The sequence below is a fragment of the Streptomyces sp. NPDC023157 genome (genome assembly GCF_055560575.1).
Genome location: NZ_JBVHIL010000013.1, coordinates 67393 through 82371 on the forward strand (window position 1 = coordinate 67393; position 14979 = coordinate 82371).

Below are 14979 nucleotides of genomic sequence, written 5' to 3' on the forward strand. Positions count from 1 at the left end.
CCCGACAGCGGAAGGACCGCCGACGTGAGCCAGTACGTGTCCCGGTTCGCCGGCACCCTGGCGGCGCCGCCCCGGCTCCGGCTTCCCGGCCGGCACCGGACCCCGCGCCGCGTGGCCATGCTCAGTGTCCACACCTCCCCCCTGCATCAGCCGGGCACCGGCGACGCGGGCGGCATGAACGTCTACATCGTGGAGCTGGCCAAGCGGCTGGCCGCGATCAACATCGAGGTCGAGATCTTCACCCGCGCCACCACCGGCGGCCTCGCCCCGGTCGTCGAGCTCGCCCCCGGCGTGCTCGTACGGCACGTGGACGCGGGACCGTACGAGGGGCTGGCCAAGGAAGAGCTGCCGGCCCAGCTGTGCGCCTTCACGCACGGCGTGATGCAGGCCTGGGCGGGCCACCGGCCCGGCCACTACGACCTGGTCCACTCCCACTACTGGCTCTCCGGCCACGTCGGCTGGCTCGCCGCCGAACGCTGGGGCGTCCCGCTCGTCCACGCCATGCACACCATGGCCAAGGTCAAGAACGCGGCGCTCGCGGCGGGCGACACCCCCGAGCCCGCGGCCCGCGTGATCGGCGAGACCCAGATCGTCGAGGCGGCCGACCGGCTGATCGCCAACACGGCCGAGGAGGCGGACGAGCTCGCCCGCTTCTACGAGGCCGACCCGGCCAAGATCGCCGTCGTCCACCCGGGCGTGAACCTGGACCGCTTCCGGCCCGCCGACGGGCGCGCCGCCGCCCGCGCGCGGCTCGGCCTGCCCGCGGACGCCTTCATCCCCGTCTTCGCCGGCCGCATACAGCCGCTGAAGGCCCCCGACATCCTGCTGCGCGCCGCCGCCCTGCTCCTGGAGCGGGACCCGTCGCTGCGCTCGCGCATGGTCGTGCCGGTCGTCGGCGGGCCGAGCGGCAGCGGCCTGGCCAAGCCGGAGGGGCTGCAGAAGCTGGCCGCCAAGCTGGGCATCGGCGACGTCGTCCGCTTCCACCCGCCGGTCGGCCAGGAGCGGCTCGCGGACTGGTTCCGGGCGGCCAGCGTGCTGGTGATGCCCTCGTACAGCGAGTCCTTCGGCCTGGTCGCCATCGAGGCGCAGGCGGCCGGCACCCCGGTCGTCGCGGCCGCGGTGGGCGGTCTGCCCGTGGCCGTACGGGACGACGTCACCGGCTTCCTCGTCCAGGGGCACGATCCGGCCGACTACGCCCGCGCGCTCGGGCGGTTCGCCGACGACCCGGGGCTGACCGCCTCGATGGGCGCGGCGGCGGCCCGGCACGCCGGCTCGTTCGGCTGGGACACGGCGGCCTCCGGGACGGCCGACGTGTACACGGCCGCCATGCACGACCACCGGCTGCGGGAGCAGCGGCGTCGCGTACGCTCGCACCATGGCTGAGGCTGCGGACGTCCGGCGGATCGCCGAGATCGCCGAGATCATGGTGGACACGTTCAAGGACGCGGAACTGGAGTGGGAGTCCCCCGAGGCGGGCTCCTACGTGGTCAAGCTGCCCGGCACCCGCAAGCTGTTCACGACCCTGTCGCTGCGGATCGGCCGCCACTCCCTCTCGCTCAACGCGTTCGTCGTCCGGCACCCGGACGAGAACGAGGCGGCCGTCCACCGCTGGCTCCTGGAGCGCAACCTCAAGCTGTACGGGGTGGGGTACGCGATCGACGCCCTCGGCGACATCTACCTGGCCGGCAAACTGCCGCTGGCCGCCGTCACGCCGCAGGAACTGGACCGATTGCTCGGCTCCGTCCTGGAGGCGGCGGACGGCGACTTCAACACGCTGCTGGAGCTGGGCTTCGCCACGGCGATCCGGCGGGAGTACGACTGGCGGGTGTCGCGCGGCGAGTCGACGCGGAACCTCGACGCGTTCAAGAACCTGACGCGGAAGCCGGCTAACTGACCTTCTCGGGAGCGGGGTTCCCGGCGTTCGGAGCGGTCTCGCTCGGGACGGACTGACTCGGGACGGACTCCGTGACGATGTCGCCCTTGCCCTTGCCCTTGCCGTTGGCCTCGGCGTCCGCGTCGGCGAGGGCCGACCGCAGGCGGGTCTGGTAGCCGACCGCGGCGACGGCGCCGATCACGGCGCAGGCGATCCACAGCACGTCGGGACCGGGCCCGTCGACGATCGAGCCGGCCGCGATCGGCGCGACGAAACCGGCGACGGCCCAGGACATGCCCATCACACCCTGGTAGCGGCCACGGGCGTGCTCCGGGGCGAGCCGGGCGGTGGCGGCGGCGTTGGTGGGGACGTGGACCATCTCGCCGATCGTCCAGACGACGACCGTGGCGGCGAAGGCGACGGAGGAGCCGGCGAGCGCGGTGGCGCCGGTGCCGAGCGCGAAGAGCAGCGAGGAGACGGTCAGCAGCATCGCCGGGGAGCGCTTGTCCGTCACCTTGTTGACGAGGAGTTGGAAGGCGACGATGACGACGCCGTTGACGGCGATGACGACACCGTACGCGGACGGGGCGAGACCCTCGCCGGCCATGGTCAGCGGCAGGCCGATCCAGGGGGCGGTGAAGACCAGGCAGACCAGCAGGTTGAGCAGCACCAGGGTGCGGAACGGCGCGTCGCGCAGGACGGTGAGGATGCCGACCTTCTGCTCGGCGACGGCCTCGCCGGTCGCCGCGTCGACCTTGGCCTCGGGCCGGGTCTCGGGCAGCCGCAGGAAGACGATCAGGGCGCACAGCGCGGTGGCGGCGGCGTCGACGACGAACAGGGTGCGGTAGCCGAGGACGATCGCGGCACCGCCGCCGATGGCGGCGATGGCGAAGCCGAGGTTGAGGGCCCAGTAGTTGAGGGCGTAGGCGCGGCGGACCTCGTGGGCGGGCACCAGGTCGGCGATGGTCGCGTTGATGGAGGGCCGTACGCCCTGCATGGCGACGCCCATCAGGAGGACGACGGTGGCGATGCCCCAGGCGCTGGTGACGAAGGCGAGCAGCAGGGCGCAGCCGGCGGCCGCCAGGTGCATGCTCACCATGGTGGGACGGCGGCCCCAGCGGTCGGTGAGGAAGCCGCCGAGCGGGGAGCCGGCGACGCCACCGAGGCCGTGGAGGGCGACGACGAGTCCGGCGAACCAGGCGGAGTGGCCGAGCTCCTGGGTGAGATAGAGGGAGAGGAAAGTCAGGACGAAAGCCCCGGTCCTGTTGACCAAGGTCGACAGCCAGAGCCACCAGAAGCCCCCCGGAAGTCCCGAGACCGTGGCGCGCGCTGATCGTCTGAGCGAATCGATGGACATGTGAGGCCGCCCCCTGGTGCTGTGTAAGTCCCGCTTTCCGCTAGCGAAACTTACGCATCTCATACGCCGGACGCCAGCGAATTGACGTTGCGCGTCAATCGTCGGGCGTCGTCTAGGCTCGGAGACATGGCCGACGCACCGTACAAGCTGATCCTCCTCCGCCACGGCGAGAGCGAGTGGAACGAGAAGAACCTGTTCACCGGCTGGGTGGACGTGAACCTCACCGCGAAGGGCGAGAAGGAGGCGGCGCGCGGCGGAGAACTGCTGAAGGACGCCGGCCTGCTGCCCGACGTGCTCCACACCTCCCTCCAGAAGCGCGCCATCCGCACGGCGCAGCTCGCCCTCGAAGCGGCCGACCGGCACTGGATCCCGGTCCACCGCTCGTGGCGCCTGAACGAGCGCCACTACGGCGCCCTGCAGGGCAAGGACAAGGCCCAGACGCTCGCCGAGTTCGGCGAGGAGCAGTTCATGCTGTGGCGCCGCTCGTACGACACCCCGCCGCCGGCGCTCGCCGACGACAACGAGTACTCCCAGGCCCACGACGCGCGCTACGCGACGATCCCGCCGGAGCTGCGCCCGCAGACCGAGTGCCTGAAGGACGTCGTGGAGCGCATGCTCCCGTACTGGTACGACGGCGTCGTCCCGGACCTGCTGGCCGGCCGCACGGTCCTGATCGCCGCTCACGGCAACAGCCTGCGCGCCCTGGTCAAGCACCTCGACGGCATCTCGGACGCGGACATCGCGGGCCTGAACATCCCGACGGGCATCCCGCTGGCCTACGAGCTGGACGAGAACTTCAAGCCCCTGAAGCCGGGCGGCACCTACCTGGACCCCGACGCCGCCGCCGCGGCGATCGAGGCCGTGAAGAACCAGGGCAAGAAGTAACCCTGGAGCGCCTCAGCTGACGCGTCGAAGCCCCCCGTTCCGCCGGTTCCTCCGGCGGGCGGGGGGCTTCCGCGTACCCGGGGCTTCCCCAGGTCGTCCCGCGACCGTCCTCGGGCCGTGCCGCGACCGTCCCCGGGCCGTGCCGGGTGCCCACCCGGACTCGGGGCTGGTGTTCCGCTACGAGACGGGTGACGACGGCGCGATCCACCGCCCGGACCAGGTCTTCACGCCGTAGCCGGGGGGTCGTTCGGCCGGACGGGTGAGGGGGAAACCTTCCGCCTTCGGGGCAGCGCACGGGGGGCGGGTGGGAGGAGTAGAGGTGTGCGGGTGGTGACCGGGTCGTTCCGACGACCTCACGCACCCCTTCACGAACCCGCTTCACCCACCCCCTTCGCCACCCCCTCGCGAAAGAGAACTCCTGTGCGTCTCCGGCACTCCCTCGCCGCCGCTTGCGGCGCCCTCGCCCTGACCGCCGTCCTCGCCACGCCCGCCCACGCCGCCACGGGCGACTTCGGCTACGAGGTCGTCGGCCAGAACGGCGAGCCCATCCTCGTCACGCTGCACGACCCGGCGAGCGGGGAGTGCCTCACCCTCCCCGAGGTCGCGGACCCGAACTCCTCCGAGCCGGCCTTCGCCCCGCACAACGACACCGACGCCTACGCGCTCGTCTTCACCGGCCCCGAGTGCACCGGCGCCGAGTGGCGCCTCCGCCCGCACGGCCGCCCCGCCTCGGACCGCCTGAAGCTGCGCTCGGTCGTCTTCCTCCCCGCCGACTGACCGTGACCGGGCCCCCGCCCGGCGGGGGCCCGTAATCGGGTGCCGCCGGCGTGGCCGGTTCGGTTACGGTCCAGGCCATGAGCACGTCACTCCGCCTGGAACCGATCACCCCCGCCAACGTCGACGCCGCCCTTGAGCTGCGCGTACACCCGCATCAGACCAACAACGTCGCCCCCGTCGTCCGCTCGCTCGCCGAGGCATACGCGTACGGGGAGACGGCCTGGCCGCGGCTGGTGTTCGACGGCGAGGAGCTCGTCGGCTTCCTGATGGCCTTCGTCGACATCCAGTGGAACGCGCGGAAGGACCCGGCCGACCGGCGCAGCGGGCTGTGGCGGCTGAACATCGGCGCCGAGAGCCAGGGCAAGGGGTACGGGCGGTTCGCCGTCGACGCCGTGCGCGAGGAGCTCGTGCGGCGCGGGGCGCGCGAGATGTACGTGTGCTGGGAGCCGGGCGAGGACGGGCCCGCGGAGTTCTACCGGCGGCTCGGGTTCCGGGAGACCGGGGAGCGCTCCGGGGGACAGACCGTCGGCGTGCTGGAGATCGGCCCCGGGCAGGAGTGACAGCGGAGCCGGTGCCGGCCCCGCTCGTGAGCCGGCCCCGCGAGCCGTCGGCCCCGGGAGCCCGTCGGCCCCGCGTGGCGCAGGCCCCGCCGGGGCGGGGCCTGCGCCACGCGGTCAGCCGGAGCAGCCCCCGCACTGGCACGGTCCGCCGGACTGGCAGCCGCAGCCGCAGCCCGAGCCGCAGCCGCAGGCGCCGAGGACGGGCAGGAACTCCGCGTCGCGCGGGGTCTCCTGCTGGGGGTCGGTGGTCGGAGCGGATTCGGCCATGGGGTCCCTCCCTGGAAGGCGTACCTCGCCTCCTCCCATTGGATGCCCACCCACCAGGGCGCATCAACGGCGCACTGTTGTGCGACCCTCCGCTCCGTACGGCTTACGCGCCCTCGACCGGCGCTTCCGACTGCTGGAGCTCGTCGGCGTGCTCACCCGTCACCAGGTACACCACGCGCTTCGCCACCGACACCGCGTGGTCCGCGAACCGCTCGTAGTAGCGGCCCAGCAGCGTCACGTCGACGGCGGTCTCGATGCCGTGGCTCCAGCGGTCGTCCATCAGGTGCTGGAAGAGCGTCCGGTGCAGCAGGTCCATCTCGTCGTCGTCCTGCTCCAGCTGGAGCGCCAGGTCGACGTCCTTGGTGATGATGACCTCCGCCGCCTTCGCCATCAGGCGCTGCGCCAGCTGTCCCATCTGCAGGATCGTCGCGTGCAGGTCGTTCGGCACCGCGCGGTCGGGGAAGCGCAGCCGGGCCAGCTTCGCCACGTGCTGGGCCAGGTCGCCCGAGCGCTCCAGGTCGGCGCTCATGCGCAGCGAGGTGACCACGATCCGCAGGTCCGTCGCCACCGGCTGCTGCCGGGCGAGCAGGGCTATCGCCCGGGCCTCCAGGTCGTGCTGGAGGTCGTCGACCCGCTGGTCCGCGGCGATGACGTTCTCCGCCAGCTTCAGGTCCGCGTCCAGCATCGCCGTCGTGGCGCGCCCGATCGCCGACCCGACCAGCCGGGCCATCTCGACCAGGCCCTCGCCGATCGAGTCAAGTTCCTCGTGGTACGCGTCACGCATGGATGTCCCTCTCTACCTCTACGACCGGAATCGGGCTCTACGACCGGAATCGGGTGGGCTCGGACTCCCACGCTTCCACGTTCGGCCCTGTACGCGTCCGGATCCACCCCCTCACATGAATCAGTCCTTGCTCTCAGGTGAACTCTGGGCGACGTGCGGCGCGGTGTCCCCCGGACCAAATGAACCAGCACCGTCCCCATGGTGAACTCTGGGCGACGACTGTTCGAGCAGCCACTCGGACGGCTGGGAGAGTGTCGGCGCTCCCGCATAACCTTGATGCCATGGACGTGAACGCGGCGGTCGCCGCATTGGCAGCTATCGCCGGAGTGTGCACCGGCGTGATCGCCATGCTGGCGTTCCGCTGGAGCGAGCGCGACCAGGCGAGACCCACCCGTACCTCTCTGCACACCGACGCCGTGCTGCCGCCCGGCGTCGACACCGTGCTGTCCGTGCTGCGCTCCTCCGCGGTCGTCCTCGACGAGAGCGACTCGGTGGTCAAGGCCAGCTCGGCGGCGTACGCCCTCGGTCTGGTCCGGGGCGGGAAGCTGGCCGTGGAGCCCATGCTCAACATGGCCCGCGACACCCGCAGGGACGGCGAGATACGGCAGGTCGAGCTCGACCTGCCGCGGCGCGGCACGGGACGCGGCGAGGCCCTCGCCGTCTCCGCCCGGGTCGCCCCGCTGGGTTCGCGCCTGGTCCTGCTGCTCGTCGAGGACCTGACCGAGGCACGCCGCATCGAAGCGGTGCGGCGCGACTTCGTCGCCAACGTGAGCCATGAGCTCAAGACTCCCGTGGGTGCGCTCTCCCTGCTCTCCGAGGCCGTCATGGACGCCTCGGACGACCCCGAGGCGGTCACCCGCTTCGCAGGCCGGATGCAGATCGAGGCCACCCGCCTCACCAACCTCGTACAGGAGCTCATCGACCTCTCCCGGGTGCAGAACGACGACCCGCTGGAGGACTCCGAGCCGGTGCGGGTGGACGAGCTGGTCGCGGAGGCGATCGACCGCTCCCGCCACACCGCGTCCACCAAGCAGATCACCATGGCCTCCGGCGGCACCGCCGACCTGCACGTCTGGGGCAGCCGGGGCCAGCTCGCCGCCGCTCTCGGCAACCTCGTCGAGAACGCCGTCAACTACTCGCCGGCCCGTACGCGGGTCGGCATCGCCGCCCGCCGCGTCGCGGCACCCGGCGGCGACCTGATCGAGATAGCCGTGACCGACCAGGGCATCGGCATCTCGGAGAAGGACCGCGAGCGGGTCTTCGAGCGCTTCTACCGCGTCGACCCGGCCCGCTCCCGTGCCACGGGAGGTACGGGGCTCGGGCTGGCCATCGTCAAGCACGTGGCCGCCTCGCACGGCGGGGAGGTCACGGTCTGGAGCACCGAAGGCCAGGGTTCCACCTTCACCCTGCGGCTGCCCGAGGCGGGCGCCGCGCGGCGGAACCGGGGGTCCGGTGCCGACATCGGACTCGACCCCGACTTCGACCCCGACCTCGATCTCGACTCCGACTTCGATCCCGACTTCGACTCGGAGTTCGACGCCGCGCCCGGCACCGCCGCCTCCGCCTCTCCCACACCCCCGCTCTCATGACCGAACCGCTCCCCGCCCCGGAGGTCCTTCCGTGACCCGAGTGCTTGTCGTCGAGGATGAGGAATCCTTCAGCGACGCCCTGTCCTACATGCTCCGCAAGGAGGGTTTCGAGGTCGCCGTAGCGGCGACCGGGCCCGACGGCCTCGACGAGTTCGAGCGCAACGGGGCGGATCTCGTCCTCCTCGACCTGATGCTGCCGGGGCTGCCCGGCACCGAGGTCTGCCGCCAGCTGCGCGGCCGCTCGAACGTCCCGGTCATCATGGTGACCGCCAAGGACAGTGAGATCGACAAGGTCGTCGGCCTGGAAATAGGAGCCGACGACTACGTGACGAAGCCCTTCTCCTCGCGGGAGCTGGTCGCCCGCATCCGCGCGGTCCTGCGCCGCCGCGGCGAGCCGGAGGAGGTCACCCCGGCGGCCCTGGAGGCCGGCCCGGTCCGCATGGACGTCGACCGCCACGTGGTCACCGTCGGCGGCGGCAAGGTCGACCTGCCCCTGAAGGAGTTCGACCTCCTGGAGATGCTGCTGCGCAACGCGGGCCGCGTGCTGACCCGCATGCAGCTCATCGACCGGGTCTGGGGCGCCGACTACGTGGGCGACACCAAGACCCTCGACGTCCACGTGAAGCGCCTCCGCGCCAAGATCGAGCCCGACCCGGGCGCGCCGCGGTACCTGGTGACGGTGCGCGGCCTGGGCTACAAGTTCGAGCCGTAGAGGGACCCGCGGTCCCGTACCGCACATGAAACCGGCGGTCCCGTACCGCACATGAAACCGGCGGTCCCGTACCGCACACGAAAGGGGCGCCCCCTCCTCACCGGAGGGGGCGCCCCTTTTCGTACAGCTGGACGGTCAGTGACCGGCCGCGTGCGTCGCCTCGCCCGAGGGGGTGGCGGTGCCGGTCGGGGTCGTGGAGGCCGTGGCCGTCGGCGCGGTGGCCGGCGGGGCCGGGACCTCGGACGGGCCGAAGTCCTTGAAGTAGCTGTGGGCCGGGACGACGAAGGCGCTCAGGCCGACGTCACCGGTCTTGCTCAGCTTGAAGACGACCTTCTGGGCGTCGCCGTTCTTGGCTTCGCGCAGGCCGCCCTCGATGACGGCGGAGGCGTTGCCCGGGCCGCCGATGACGACGGAGCCGCCGGCGGGGACGATGATCGGGCCGTTGCCCTCGGCCGCCTTGAGCTTCACGGTGCCGACGGTGCCCGGCAGGGTGATCGAGTCGAGGGTCTGGCGGGTGAGGCCGTTGTTGAAGACCGTCGCGGAGACGACGGCGGGGCCGATCGCACCCGGATCGGGCTGGGTGATCACGAGCGCGTTCTGGACCTTGACGTCGTCCACCGTGACGGCGGCGTTGTCCGGGCGGATGCCGAGCGTCTGTGCGTCGTTGCCGGCACCACAGGCGGACAGCGAGGCGATCGAGATCACGATGGCGGTAGCGGCGACGGCGCCGCGTCGAAGGCTGCGGCTCACGGCTGCGGCATCTCCTAGGACGAACGGACAGGCTAAGGACGAGCTAAAGGTGTGTCAGCGCGCTTAGGTTACCGAGCCGCACTCTCCGTCCCGCACCCGACCCGCCCCCTACGCGTCGCCGGGCTCGCGGAACCGGGTGCGTCACCCCCCGGACCCGGCCCGCTCCGCATGGTCATGAACACGCCGACATGGCCGGATCACGCCCCATTGACCTGTTGTTCACATAAGCGCGGTGATCAATTCGGCCGCCGCCCCCGCATTCCGTCCGCCCGCTCTCGGAACCCGCTCTCGGAAAAACCCCGACCGGCTCCCGGTGATCAATTCGGGATTCGGTCGGTTGAGTACCCTGGATGCCTCCGTACGAGTGGTCGATCCTCGTACGGAGTACGTGAAGAGGGCCACACCGAACCGGGCAAACCGGGGCATCGACCCTCTGTCGAGGCCCCCCGGACGGGTGTAGCGTGCGCGTTTCTCTCCGTCCGCGCAGCGGCTCCGACCTGCGAATACCGCCTTCCGCAAGCCCGCCGCAGCACGTCCGCCGCGCTGTTGTCAAGCCCCGAGATATGCCCTGACCTGCGAAAACGCCATTCAGAAGAAGCCGTTTCCGTGTTACCCTGGATAGCCACGGAAGGGGTACCTGTCACATGACGTTCAAGGTTGGCGACACCGTGGTCTATCCCCATCACGGGGCCGCGCTGATCGAGGCCATCGAAACTCGCCAGATCAAAGGCGTGGACAAGACCTACTTGGTGCTCAAGGTCGCGCAGGGTGACCTGACGGTTCGTGTACCGGCGGACAATGCGGAGTTCGTCGGAGTTCGCGACGTGGTCGGTCAGGATGGACTGGACCGGGTCTTCGAAGTACTGCGCGCGCCGTACGCCGAGGAGCCGACGAACTGGTCTCGTCGTTACAAGGCAAATCTGGAGAAGCTCGCCTCCGGCGACGTCATCAAGGTCGCCGAAGTGGTGCGCGACCTGTGGCGCCGCGAGCGGGAGCGTGGCCTCTCCGCAGGTGAGAAGCGCATGCTCGCCAAGGCTCGCCAGATCCTGGTGAGCGAGCTCGCTCTCGCGGAGAACACCAACGAGGACAAGGCCGAGGCACTCCTCGACGAGGTGCTCGCGTCCTGACGCCTGCGCTCTGACGCTTGGCGTCCAGCCATGCTCATCACCCATGCCGCGGTGCCTGTCGGCGCGCTGTGAATCCCATCGATGAAGTTGTCGATGCCACAGCGCCGTCGCCGGGCACCGCGGCATGTGTGTCTCTCTTCTCCCGACCCCCTGCACCTACCGCACCCACCCGTGCACCTGCACCCGTCCGTGCCGCTTTCGCAAGGCGACGCCCCGACCGTCGTCACGGAAAGGGCCCGGTCGAGGCGTCGCAACAAGCTAGTTGACGCCATACCCACGTCGCCCGCGGAAACAAACCTGCCGGAGTGCAACCGATGTCAGACGAAGCGCGTCCCTCACGTACCGCCGTGGTGATCCCGGCGGCCGGCCGGGGCGTACGCCTCGGCCCGGGCGCCCCCAAGGCGCTCCGCGCGCTGAACGGCACCCCCATCCTCATCCACGCCGTCCGGGCCATGGCCGCCTCCCGCGCCGTCTCCCTCGTCGTGGTCGTGGCCCCGTCCGACGGGGCCGTCGAGGTGAAGAACCTCCTCGACACGCACGCCCTGCCCGAGCGGACCGACTACGTCGTCGTCCCCGGCGGCGACACCCGCCAGGAGTCGGTGCGCCTCGGCCTGGACGCCGTCCCCGAGGAGGTCACCACCGTCCTCGTGCACGACGCCGCCCGCCCGCTGGTCCCGGTCGACACCGTCGACGCCGTGATCGAGGCGGTACGGGACGGGGCCGTGGCCGTCGTCCCCGCGCTGCCCCTCGCCGACACCGTCAAGGAGGTCGAGCCGGCCGAGCGCCCCGGCGGCCCCGAGCAGGTCGTCGCCACCCCGGTCCGCGCCCGCCTGCGCGCCGTCCAGACCCCGCAGGGCTTCGACCGGGCCACGCTCGTCGACGCCCACGCCACCGTCGCCCTCACCGGCGAGGGCGCCACCGACGACGCCGGCATGGTCGAGAAGCTGGGCGCGCCCGTCGTCGTCGTGCCCGGCCACGAAGAGGCCTTCAAGGTGACCCGCCCGCTCGACCTCGTCCTCGCCGAGGCCGTACTCGCCCGCAGGAGGGCCAACGATGGTTTCTGAACCCACCTCCTCCGTCCCCACCCCCTCTGCCCCCACCCCCTCCGTCCCCGCCGCTTCCCTCCCGCTGCCCCGCACCGGCATCGGCACCGACGTGCACGCCTTCGAGAAGGGCCGCGAGCTGTGGTGCGCGGGTCTGCTCTGGGACGAGGCCGCGAGCGACGGCTACGGGCTGGCCGGGCACTCCGACGGTGACGTCGCCGCCCACGCCGCCTGCGACGCGCTCTTCTCCGCCGCCGGTGTCGGCGACCTCGGCGCCCACTTCGGCACCTCCCGCCCCGAGTGGTCCGGCGCCTCCGGCGTCACCCTGCTCGCCGAGGCCGCCCGGATCGTGCGGGCCGCGGGGTACGAGATCGGCAACATCGCCGTCCAGGTCGTCGGCGTCCGCCCCAAGGTCGGCAAGCGCCGCGACGAGGCCCAGAAGGCGCTGAGCGCGGCGGCGGGCGCGCCCGTCTCCGTCTCGGGCACCACCACCGACGGGCTCGGCCTCACCGGGCGGGCCGAGGGCCTGGCCGCCCTCGCGACCGCCCTGGTGTATCCCGTATCGCCCGCACCGGCCCCGGAATCGGCCGCGCAGGCGTAAAAAAGGCGCCCCGCGACCGGGAATCGGGCGCGGGGCACTACCACCCGCCCACTACCCTGGGGTGGTGACCATTCGCCTGTACGACACCAGCGCCCGGCAGATCCGTGACTTCACCCCGCTCACAGCGGGCTGTGTCTCGATCTACCTCTGTGGCGCGACCGTCCAGGCCGCCCCGCACATCGGGCACATCCGCTCGGGGCTGAACTTCGACATCATGCGCCGCTGGTTCGCGTACCGCGGCTACGACGTCACGTTCATCCGCAACGTCACCGACATCGACGACAAGATCATCAACAAGGGTGCCGAACAGGGCCGCCCCTGGTGGTCCATCGGCTACGAGAACGAGCGCGCGTTCAACGCCGGCTACGAGGCGCTCGGCTGCCTCCCGCCGACCTACGAGCCCCGCGCCACCGGCCACGTGCCCGAGATGATCGAGATGATGCGCGGTCTCATCGAGCGCGGTCACGCCTACGAGGCCGACGGCAGCGTCTACTTCGACGTGCGGTCCTTCCCCGGCTACCTGTCCCTGTCCAACCAGGACATCGACGACCTGCGCCAGCCCTCCGAGGAGGGCATCACCGGCAAGCGCGACCCGCGCGACTTCGCCATGTGGAAGGCGACCAAGCCGGGCGAGCCCGACTGGGAGACCCCGTGGGGCCGCGGGCGTCCCGGCTGGCACCTGGAGTGCTCGGCGATGGCCCACAAGTACCTGGGCTCCGCCTTCGACATCCACGGCGGCGGCCTCGACCTGATCTTCCCGCACCACGAGAACGAGATCGCCCAGGCCAAGGCCTTCGGCGACGAGTTCGCGCGGTACTGGGTGCACAACGCCTGGGTCACCATGAGCGGCGAGAAGATGTCGAAGTCGCTCGGCAACTCGGTGCTCGTCTCCGAGATGGTGAAGAACTGGCGCCCGATCGTCCTGCGCTACTACCTGGGCACCCCGCACTACCGCTCGATGATCGAGTACAGCGAGGAGTCCCTGCGCGAGGCCGAGGCGGCGTTCGCCCGTATCGAGGGCTTCGTCCAGCGCGCCACCGAGAAGGCCGGGGCGCCCGTCGCCCCCGCCGCCGAGGTGCCGCCCGCCTTCGCCGAGGCGATGGACGACGACCTGGGCGTGCCGCACGCGCTGGCGATCATCCACACCACGGTCCGCCAGGGCAACAGCGCGCTGGCCGCCGACGACAAGGAAGAGGCCGTCGCCCGCCTCGCCGAGGTGCGCGCCATGCTCGGCGTCCTCGGTCTCGACCCGCTCGACCCGCACTGGGCCGAGGAGTCCGGTGCCGGCGAGGAGCTCCACGGAGTCGTCGACACCCTCGTACGGCTCGTGCTCCAGCAGCGCGAGTCGGCGCGGGAGCGCAAGGACTGGGCGACCGCGGACGCCATCCGCGACCAGCTGAGCCAGTCCGGCCTCGCCATCGAGGACGGAGCCGACGGCCCCCGCTGGACGCTCGGCAACCGCTAGCACGCCGATGATGTGCCGTCCGGGCCCCCGGGCGGCACACTTCAGTTAGCAGACACGTTTTAACAGAGACGTACACAGAGACGTACACAGAGACTTACGCACCGAGTTACGCGCAGAAGACACGCACGTACGCAGCAGGCAGAGGAAACAGGTAGTCATGGCCGGGAACAGCCAGCGCAGGAACCGTCGCACGTCCAACAAGAAGGGCGCGACGGTCGGCAGCGGTGGCCAGCGGCGCAAGGGCCTGGAGGGCAAGGGCCCGACGCCCAAGGCCGAGGACCGCAAGGGCCACAAGGCGTTCCGCGTCTCCAACGCGATGGCCCGCCAGGCCGCCAAGCGCCGCCCCGCCCCCCGCCGCGGCGGCCCCAAGGGCGCCAGCGAGATGGTCGTCGGCCGCAACCCGGTCTTCGAGGCGCTGCGCGACGGCGTGCCCGCCACCACCCTGTACGTGCAGCAGTTCATCGACAACGACGAGCGGGTGCGCGAGGCGCTCCAGCTCGCCGGCGCGCGCGGCAACATCAACCTGATGGAAGCCCCGCGCCCCGAGCTCGACCGCATGACCAACGGGCTGAACCACCAGGGTCTGGTCCTCCAGGTCCCGCCGTACGAGTACGCGCACCCCGAGGACCTCACCGCCGCCGCCTACGACGACGGCGAGGACCCGCTGATCGTCGCCCTCGACGGCGTCACCGACCCGCGCAACCTCGGCGCGATCGTCCGCTCCGTCTCCGCCTTCGGCGGCCACGGCGTGGTCATCCCCGAGCGCCGCGCCGCCGGTATGACGGCCGGTGCCTGGAAGACCTCCGCCGGTACCGCCGCGCGTACCCCGGTCGCCCGGGTCACCAACCTGACCCGCGCCCTGCAGGAGTACAAGAAGGCCGGCATCGCGATCGTCGGCCTCGCCGCCGAGGGCACGCACGAGGTGCAGGACCTGGAGGCGCTGGCCGGACCGGTCGTCATCGTCGTCGGCTCCGAGGGCAAGGGCCTCGGCCGCCTCGTCGGCGAGAACTGCGACTACCTCGTCCGCATCCCGATGCCGGGCGGCGCCGAGTCGCTGAACGCCGGTGTCGCGGCGGGCGTCGTGCTGTACGAGGCGGCCCGCCGCCGGACGCGCTGACCCGCCTCCGCCGGATCGGCTTTCCGGACGCGTGTCCCCCGTACGGGCTGACCCGAACGGGGGACATACCCC

At 71.5% G+C, this 14979-nt stretch carries 16 protein-coding genes; 12 read left to right on the plus strand and 4 right to left on the minus strand.

What is annotated here, in order from left to right; all coding sequences use genetic code 11:
* Window positions 1-24: 24 nt before the first annotated feature.
* The gene (gene mshA, locus ACZ3ZE_RS34810; protein WP_361164928.1) at window positions 25-1383 is read left to right on the plus strand and encodes a D-inositol-3-phosphate glycosyltransferase; all 1359 of its coding nucleotides are present in this window, start codon (window positions 25-27) and stop codon (window positions 1381-1383) included.
* Window positions 1376-1894: a type III secretion system chaperone family protein gene (locus tag ACZ3ZE_RS34815; protein ID WP_361164931.1), complete on the plus strand. Its 519-nt coding sequence runs from the start codon at window positions 1376-1378 to the stop codon at window positions 1892-1894. The genes mshA and ACZ3ZE_RS34815 overlap by 8 nt, the downstream gene beginning before the upstream one ends.
* Here ACZ3ZE_RS34815 and ACZ3ZE_RS34820 read toward each other — a convergent pair.
* The gene (locus ACZ3ZE_RS34820; RefSeq protein WP_442304646.1) at window positions 1887-3230 is read right to left on the minus strand and encodes an MDR family MFS transporter; all 1344 of its coding nucleotides are present in this window, start codon (window positions 3228-3230) and stop codon (window positions 1887-1889) included. The genes ACZ3ZE_RS34815 and ACZ3ZE_RS34820 overlap by 8 nt on opposite strands.
* Before the next feature lie 126 nt (window positions 3231-3356).
* Here ACZ3ZE_RS34820 and ACZ3ZE_RS34825 point away from each other — a divergent pair, with 126 nt between their 5' ends.
* The 3 genes from ACZ3ZE_RS34825 to ACZ3ZE_RS34835 all read left to right on the plus strand — a co-directional run bounded on the left by ACZ3ZE_RS34825 (window position 3357) and on the right by ACZ3ZE_RS34835 (window position 5452).
* Entirely contained in the window at window positions 3357-4115 is a 759-nt protein-coding gene (locus ACZ3ZE_RS34825; protein ID WP_329422633.1) for a phosphoglyceromutase, read from the plus strand.
* Window positions 4116-4535: 420 nt separating this feature from the next.
* Complete coding sequence (locus ACZ3ZE_RS34830) at window positions 4536-4892, plus strand: hypothetical protein (protein WP_361164936.1); 357 nt, start codon at window positions 4536-4538, stop codon at window positions 4890-4892.
* A 77-nt stretch (window positions 4893-4969) separates the two neighbouring features.
* Entirely contained in the window at window positions 4970-5452 is a 483-nt protein-coding gene (locus tag ACZ3ZE_RS34835) for a GNAT family N-acetyltransferase (RefSeq protein WP_361164939.1), read from the plus strand.
* A 114-nt stretch (window positions 5453-5566) separates the two neighbouring features.
* Here the strand turns inward: ACZ3ZE_RS34835 and ACZ3ZE_RS34840 are convergent, their stop codons facing one another.
* Both ACZ3ZE_RS34840 and phoU read right to left on the minus strand, forming a co-directional pair.
* Complete coding sequence (locus ACZ3ZE_RS34840) at window positions 5567-5719, minus strand: hypothetical protein (protein WP_165590947.1); 153 nt, start codon at window positions 5717-5719, stop codon at window positions 5567-5569.
* A gap of 103 nt (window positions 5720-5822) precedes the next feature.
* Entirely contained in the window at window positions 5823-6503 is a 681-nt protein-coding gene (gene phoU, locus ACZ3ZE_RS34845; protein WP_361164942.1) for a phosphate signaling complex protein PhoU, read from the minus strand.
* Window positions 6504-6784: 281 nt separating this feature from the next.
* Between phoU and ACZ3ZE_RS34850 the strand changes: the two genes are divergently transcribed.
* Window positions 6785-8092, plus strand: coding sequence for a sensor histidine kinase (locus ACZ3ZE_RS34850; RefSeq protein ID WP_467261859.1), 1308 nt, complete (start codon window positions 6785-6787; stop codon window positions 8090-8092).
* A 31-nt stretch (window positions 8093-8123) separates the two neighbouring features.
* Window positions 8124-8804: a two-component system response regulator PhoP gene (gene phoP / locus ACZ3ZE_RS34855; RefSeq protein WP_188271409.1), complete on the plus strand. Its 681-nt coding sequence runs from the start codon at window positions 8124-8126 to the stop codon at window positions 8802-8804.
* Between the two features lie 135 nt (window positions 8805-8939).
* Here the strand turns inward: phoP and ACZ3ZE_RS34860 are convergent, their stop codons facing one another.
* Entirely contained in the window at window positions 8940-9554 is a 615-nt protein-coding gene (locus ACZ3ZE_RS34860) for a DUF461 domain-containing protein (protein ID WP_361621010.1), read from the minus strand.
* 644 nt (window positions 9555-10198) lie between these two features.
* On the opposite strand from ACZ3ZE_RS34860, the gene ACZ3ZE_RS34865 reads away from it, so the two are divergent.
* From ACZ3ZE_RS34865 to rlmB, 5 genes are all read left to right on the plus strand, one after another.
* Window positions 10199-10681, plus strand: a complete 483-nt coding sequence (locus tag ACZ3ZE_RS34865; protein ID WP_003953493.1) for a CarD family transcriptional regulator — start codon at window positions 10199-10201, stop codon at window positions 10679-10681.
* Between the two features lie 314 nt (window positions 10682-10995).
* The gene (ispD, locus tag ACZ3ZE_RS34870; RefSeq protein ID WP_361164948.1) at window positions 10996-11745 is read left to right on the plus strand and encodes a 2-C-methyl-D-erythritol 4-phosphate cytidylyltransferase; all 750 of its coding nucleotides are present in this window, start codon (window positions 10996-10998) and stop codon (window positions 11743-11745) included.
* On the plus strand, window positions 11735-12325 hold the full coding sequence (gene ispF / locus ACZ3ZE_RS34875; protein WP_467261861.1) for a 2-C-methyl-D-erythritol 2,4-cyclodiphosphate synthase: 591 nt from the start codon (window positions 11735-11737) through the stop codon (window positions 12323-12325). Before ispD ends, ispF begins: the two co-directional genes overlap by 11 nt.
* A gap of 64 nt (window positions 12326-12389) precedes the next feature.
* Window positions 12390-13790, plus strand: a complete 1401-nt coding sequence (cysS, locus tag ACZ3ZE_RS34880; RefSeq protein WP_361164953.1) for a cysteine--tRNA ligase — start codon at window positions 12390-12392, stop codon at window positions 13788-13790.
* Between the two features lie 157 nt (window positions 13791-13947).
* The gene (rlmB, locus tag ACZ3ZE_RS34885) at window positions 13948-14907 is read left to right on the plus strand and encodes a 23S rRNA (guanosine(2251)-2'-O)-methyltransferase RlmB (RefSeq protein WP_361164955.1); all 960 of its coding nucleotides are present in this window, start codon (window positions 13948-13950) and stop codon (window positions 14905-14907) included.
* The last annotated feature ends 72 nt before the right edge of the window (window positions 14908-14979 follow it).

Coding starts and splice junctions, on each gene's coding strand:
- ACZ3ZE_RS34815 (WP_361164931.1), top strand. CDS start 1,376: ATGGCTGAGGCTGCGGACGTCCGGCGGATCGCCGAGATCGCCGAGATC.
- ACZ3ZE_RS34820 (WP_442304646.1), bottom strand. CDS start 3,230: ATGTCCATCGATTCGCTCAGACGATCAGCGCGCGCCACGGTCTCGGGA.
- ACZ3ZE_RS34825 (WP_329422633.1), top strand. CDS start 3,357: ATGGCCGACGCACCGTACAAGCTGATCCTCCTCCGCCACGGCGAGAGC.
- ACZ3ZE_RS34835 (WP_361164939.1), top strand. CDS start 4,970: ATGAGCACGTCACTCCGCCTGGAACCGATCACCCCCGCCAACGTCGAC.
- ACZ3ZE_RS34840 (WP_165590947.1), bottom strand. CDS start 5,719: ATGGCCGAATCCGCTCCGACCACCGACCCCCAGCAGGAGACCCCGCGC.
- phoU (WP_361164942.1), bottom strand. CDS start 6,503: ATGCGTGACGCGTACCACGAGGAACTTGACTCGATCGGCGAGGGCCTG.
- ACZ3ZE_RS34850 (WP_467261859.1), top strand. CDS start 6,785: ATGGACGTGAACGCGGCGGTCGCCGCATTGGCAGCTATCGCCGGAGTG.
- ACZ3ZE_RS34865 (WP_003953493.1), top strand. CDS start 10,199: ATGACGTTCAAGGTTGGCGACACCGTGGTCTATCCCCATCACGGGGCC.
- ispD (WP_361164948.1), top strand. CDS start 10,996: ATGTCAGACGAAGCGCGTCCCTCACGTACCGCCGTGGTGATCCCGGCG.
- ispF (WP_467261861.1), top strand. CDS start 11,735: ATGGTTTCTGAACCCACCTCCTCCGTCCCCACCCCCTCTGCCCCCACC.
- rlmB (WP_361164955.1), top strand. CDS start 13,948: ATGGCCGGGAACAGCCAGCGCAGGAACCGTCGCACGTCCAACAAGAAG.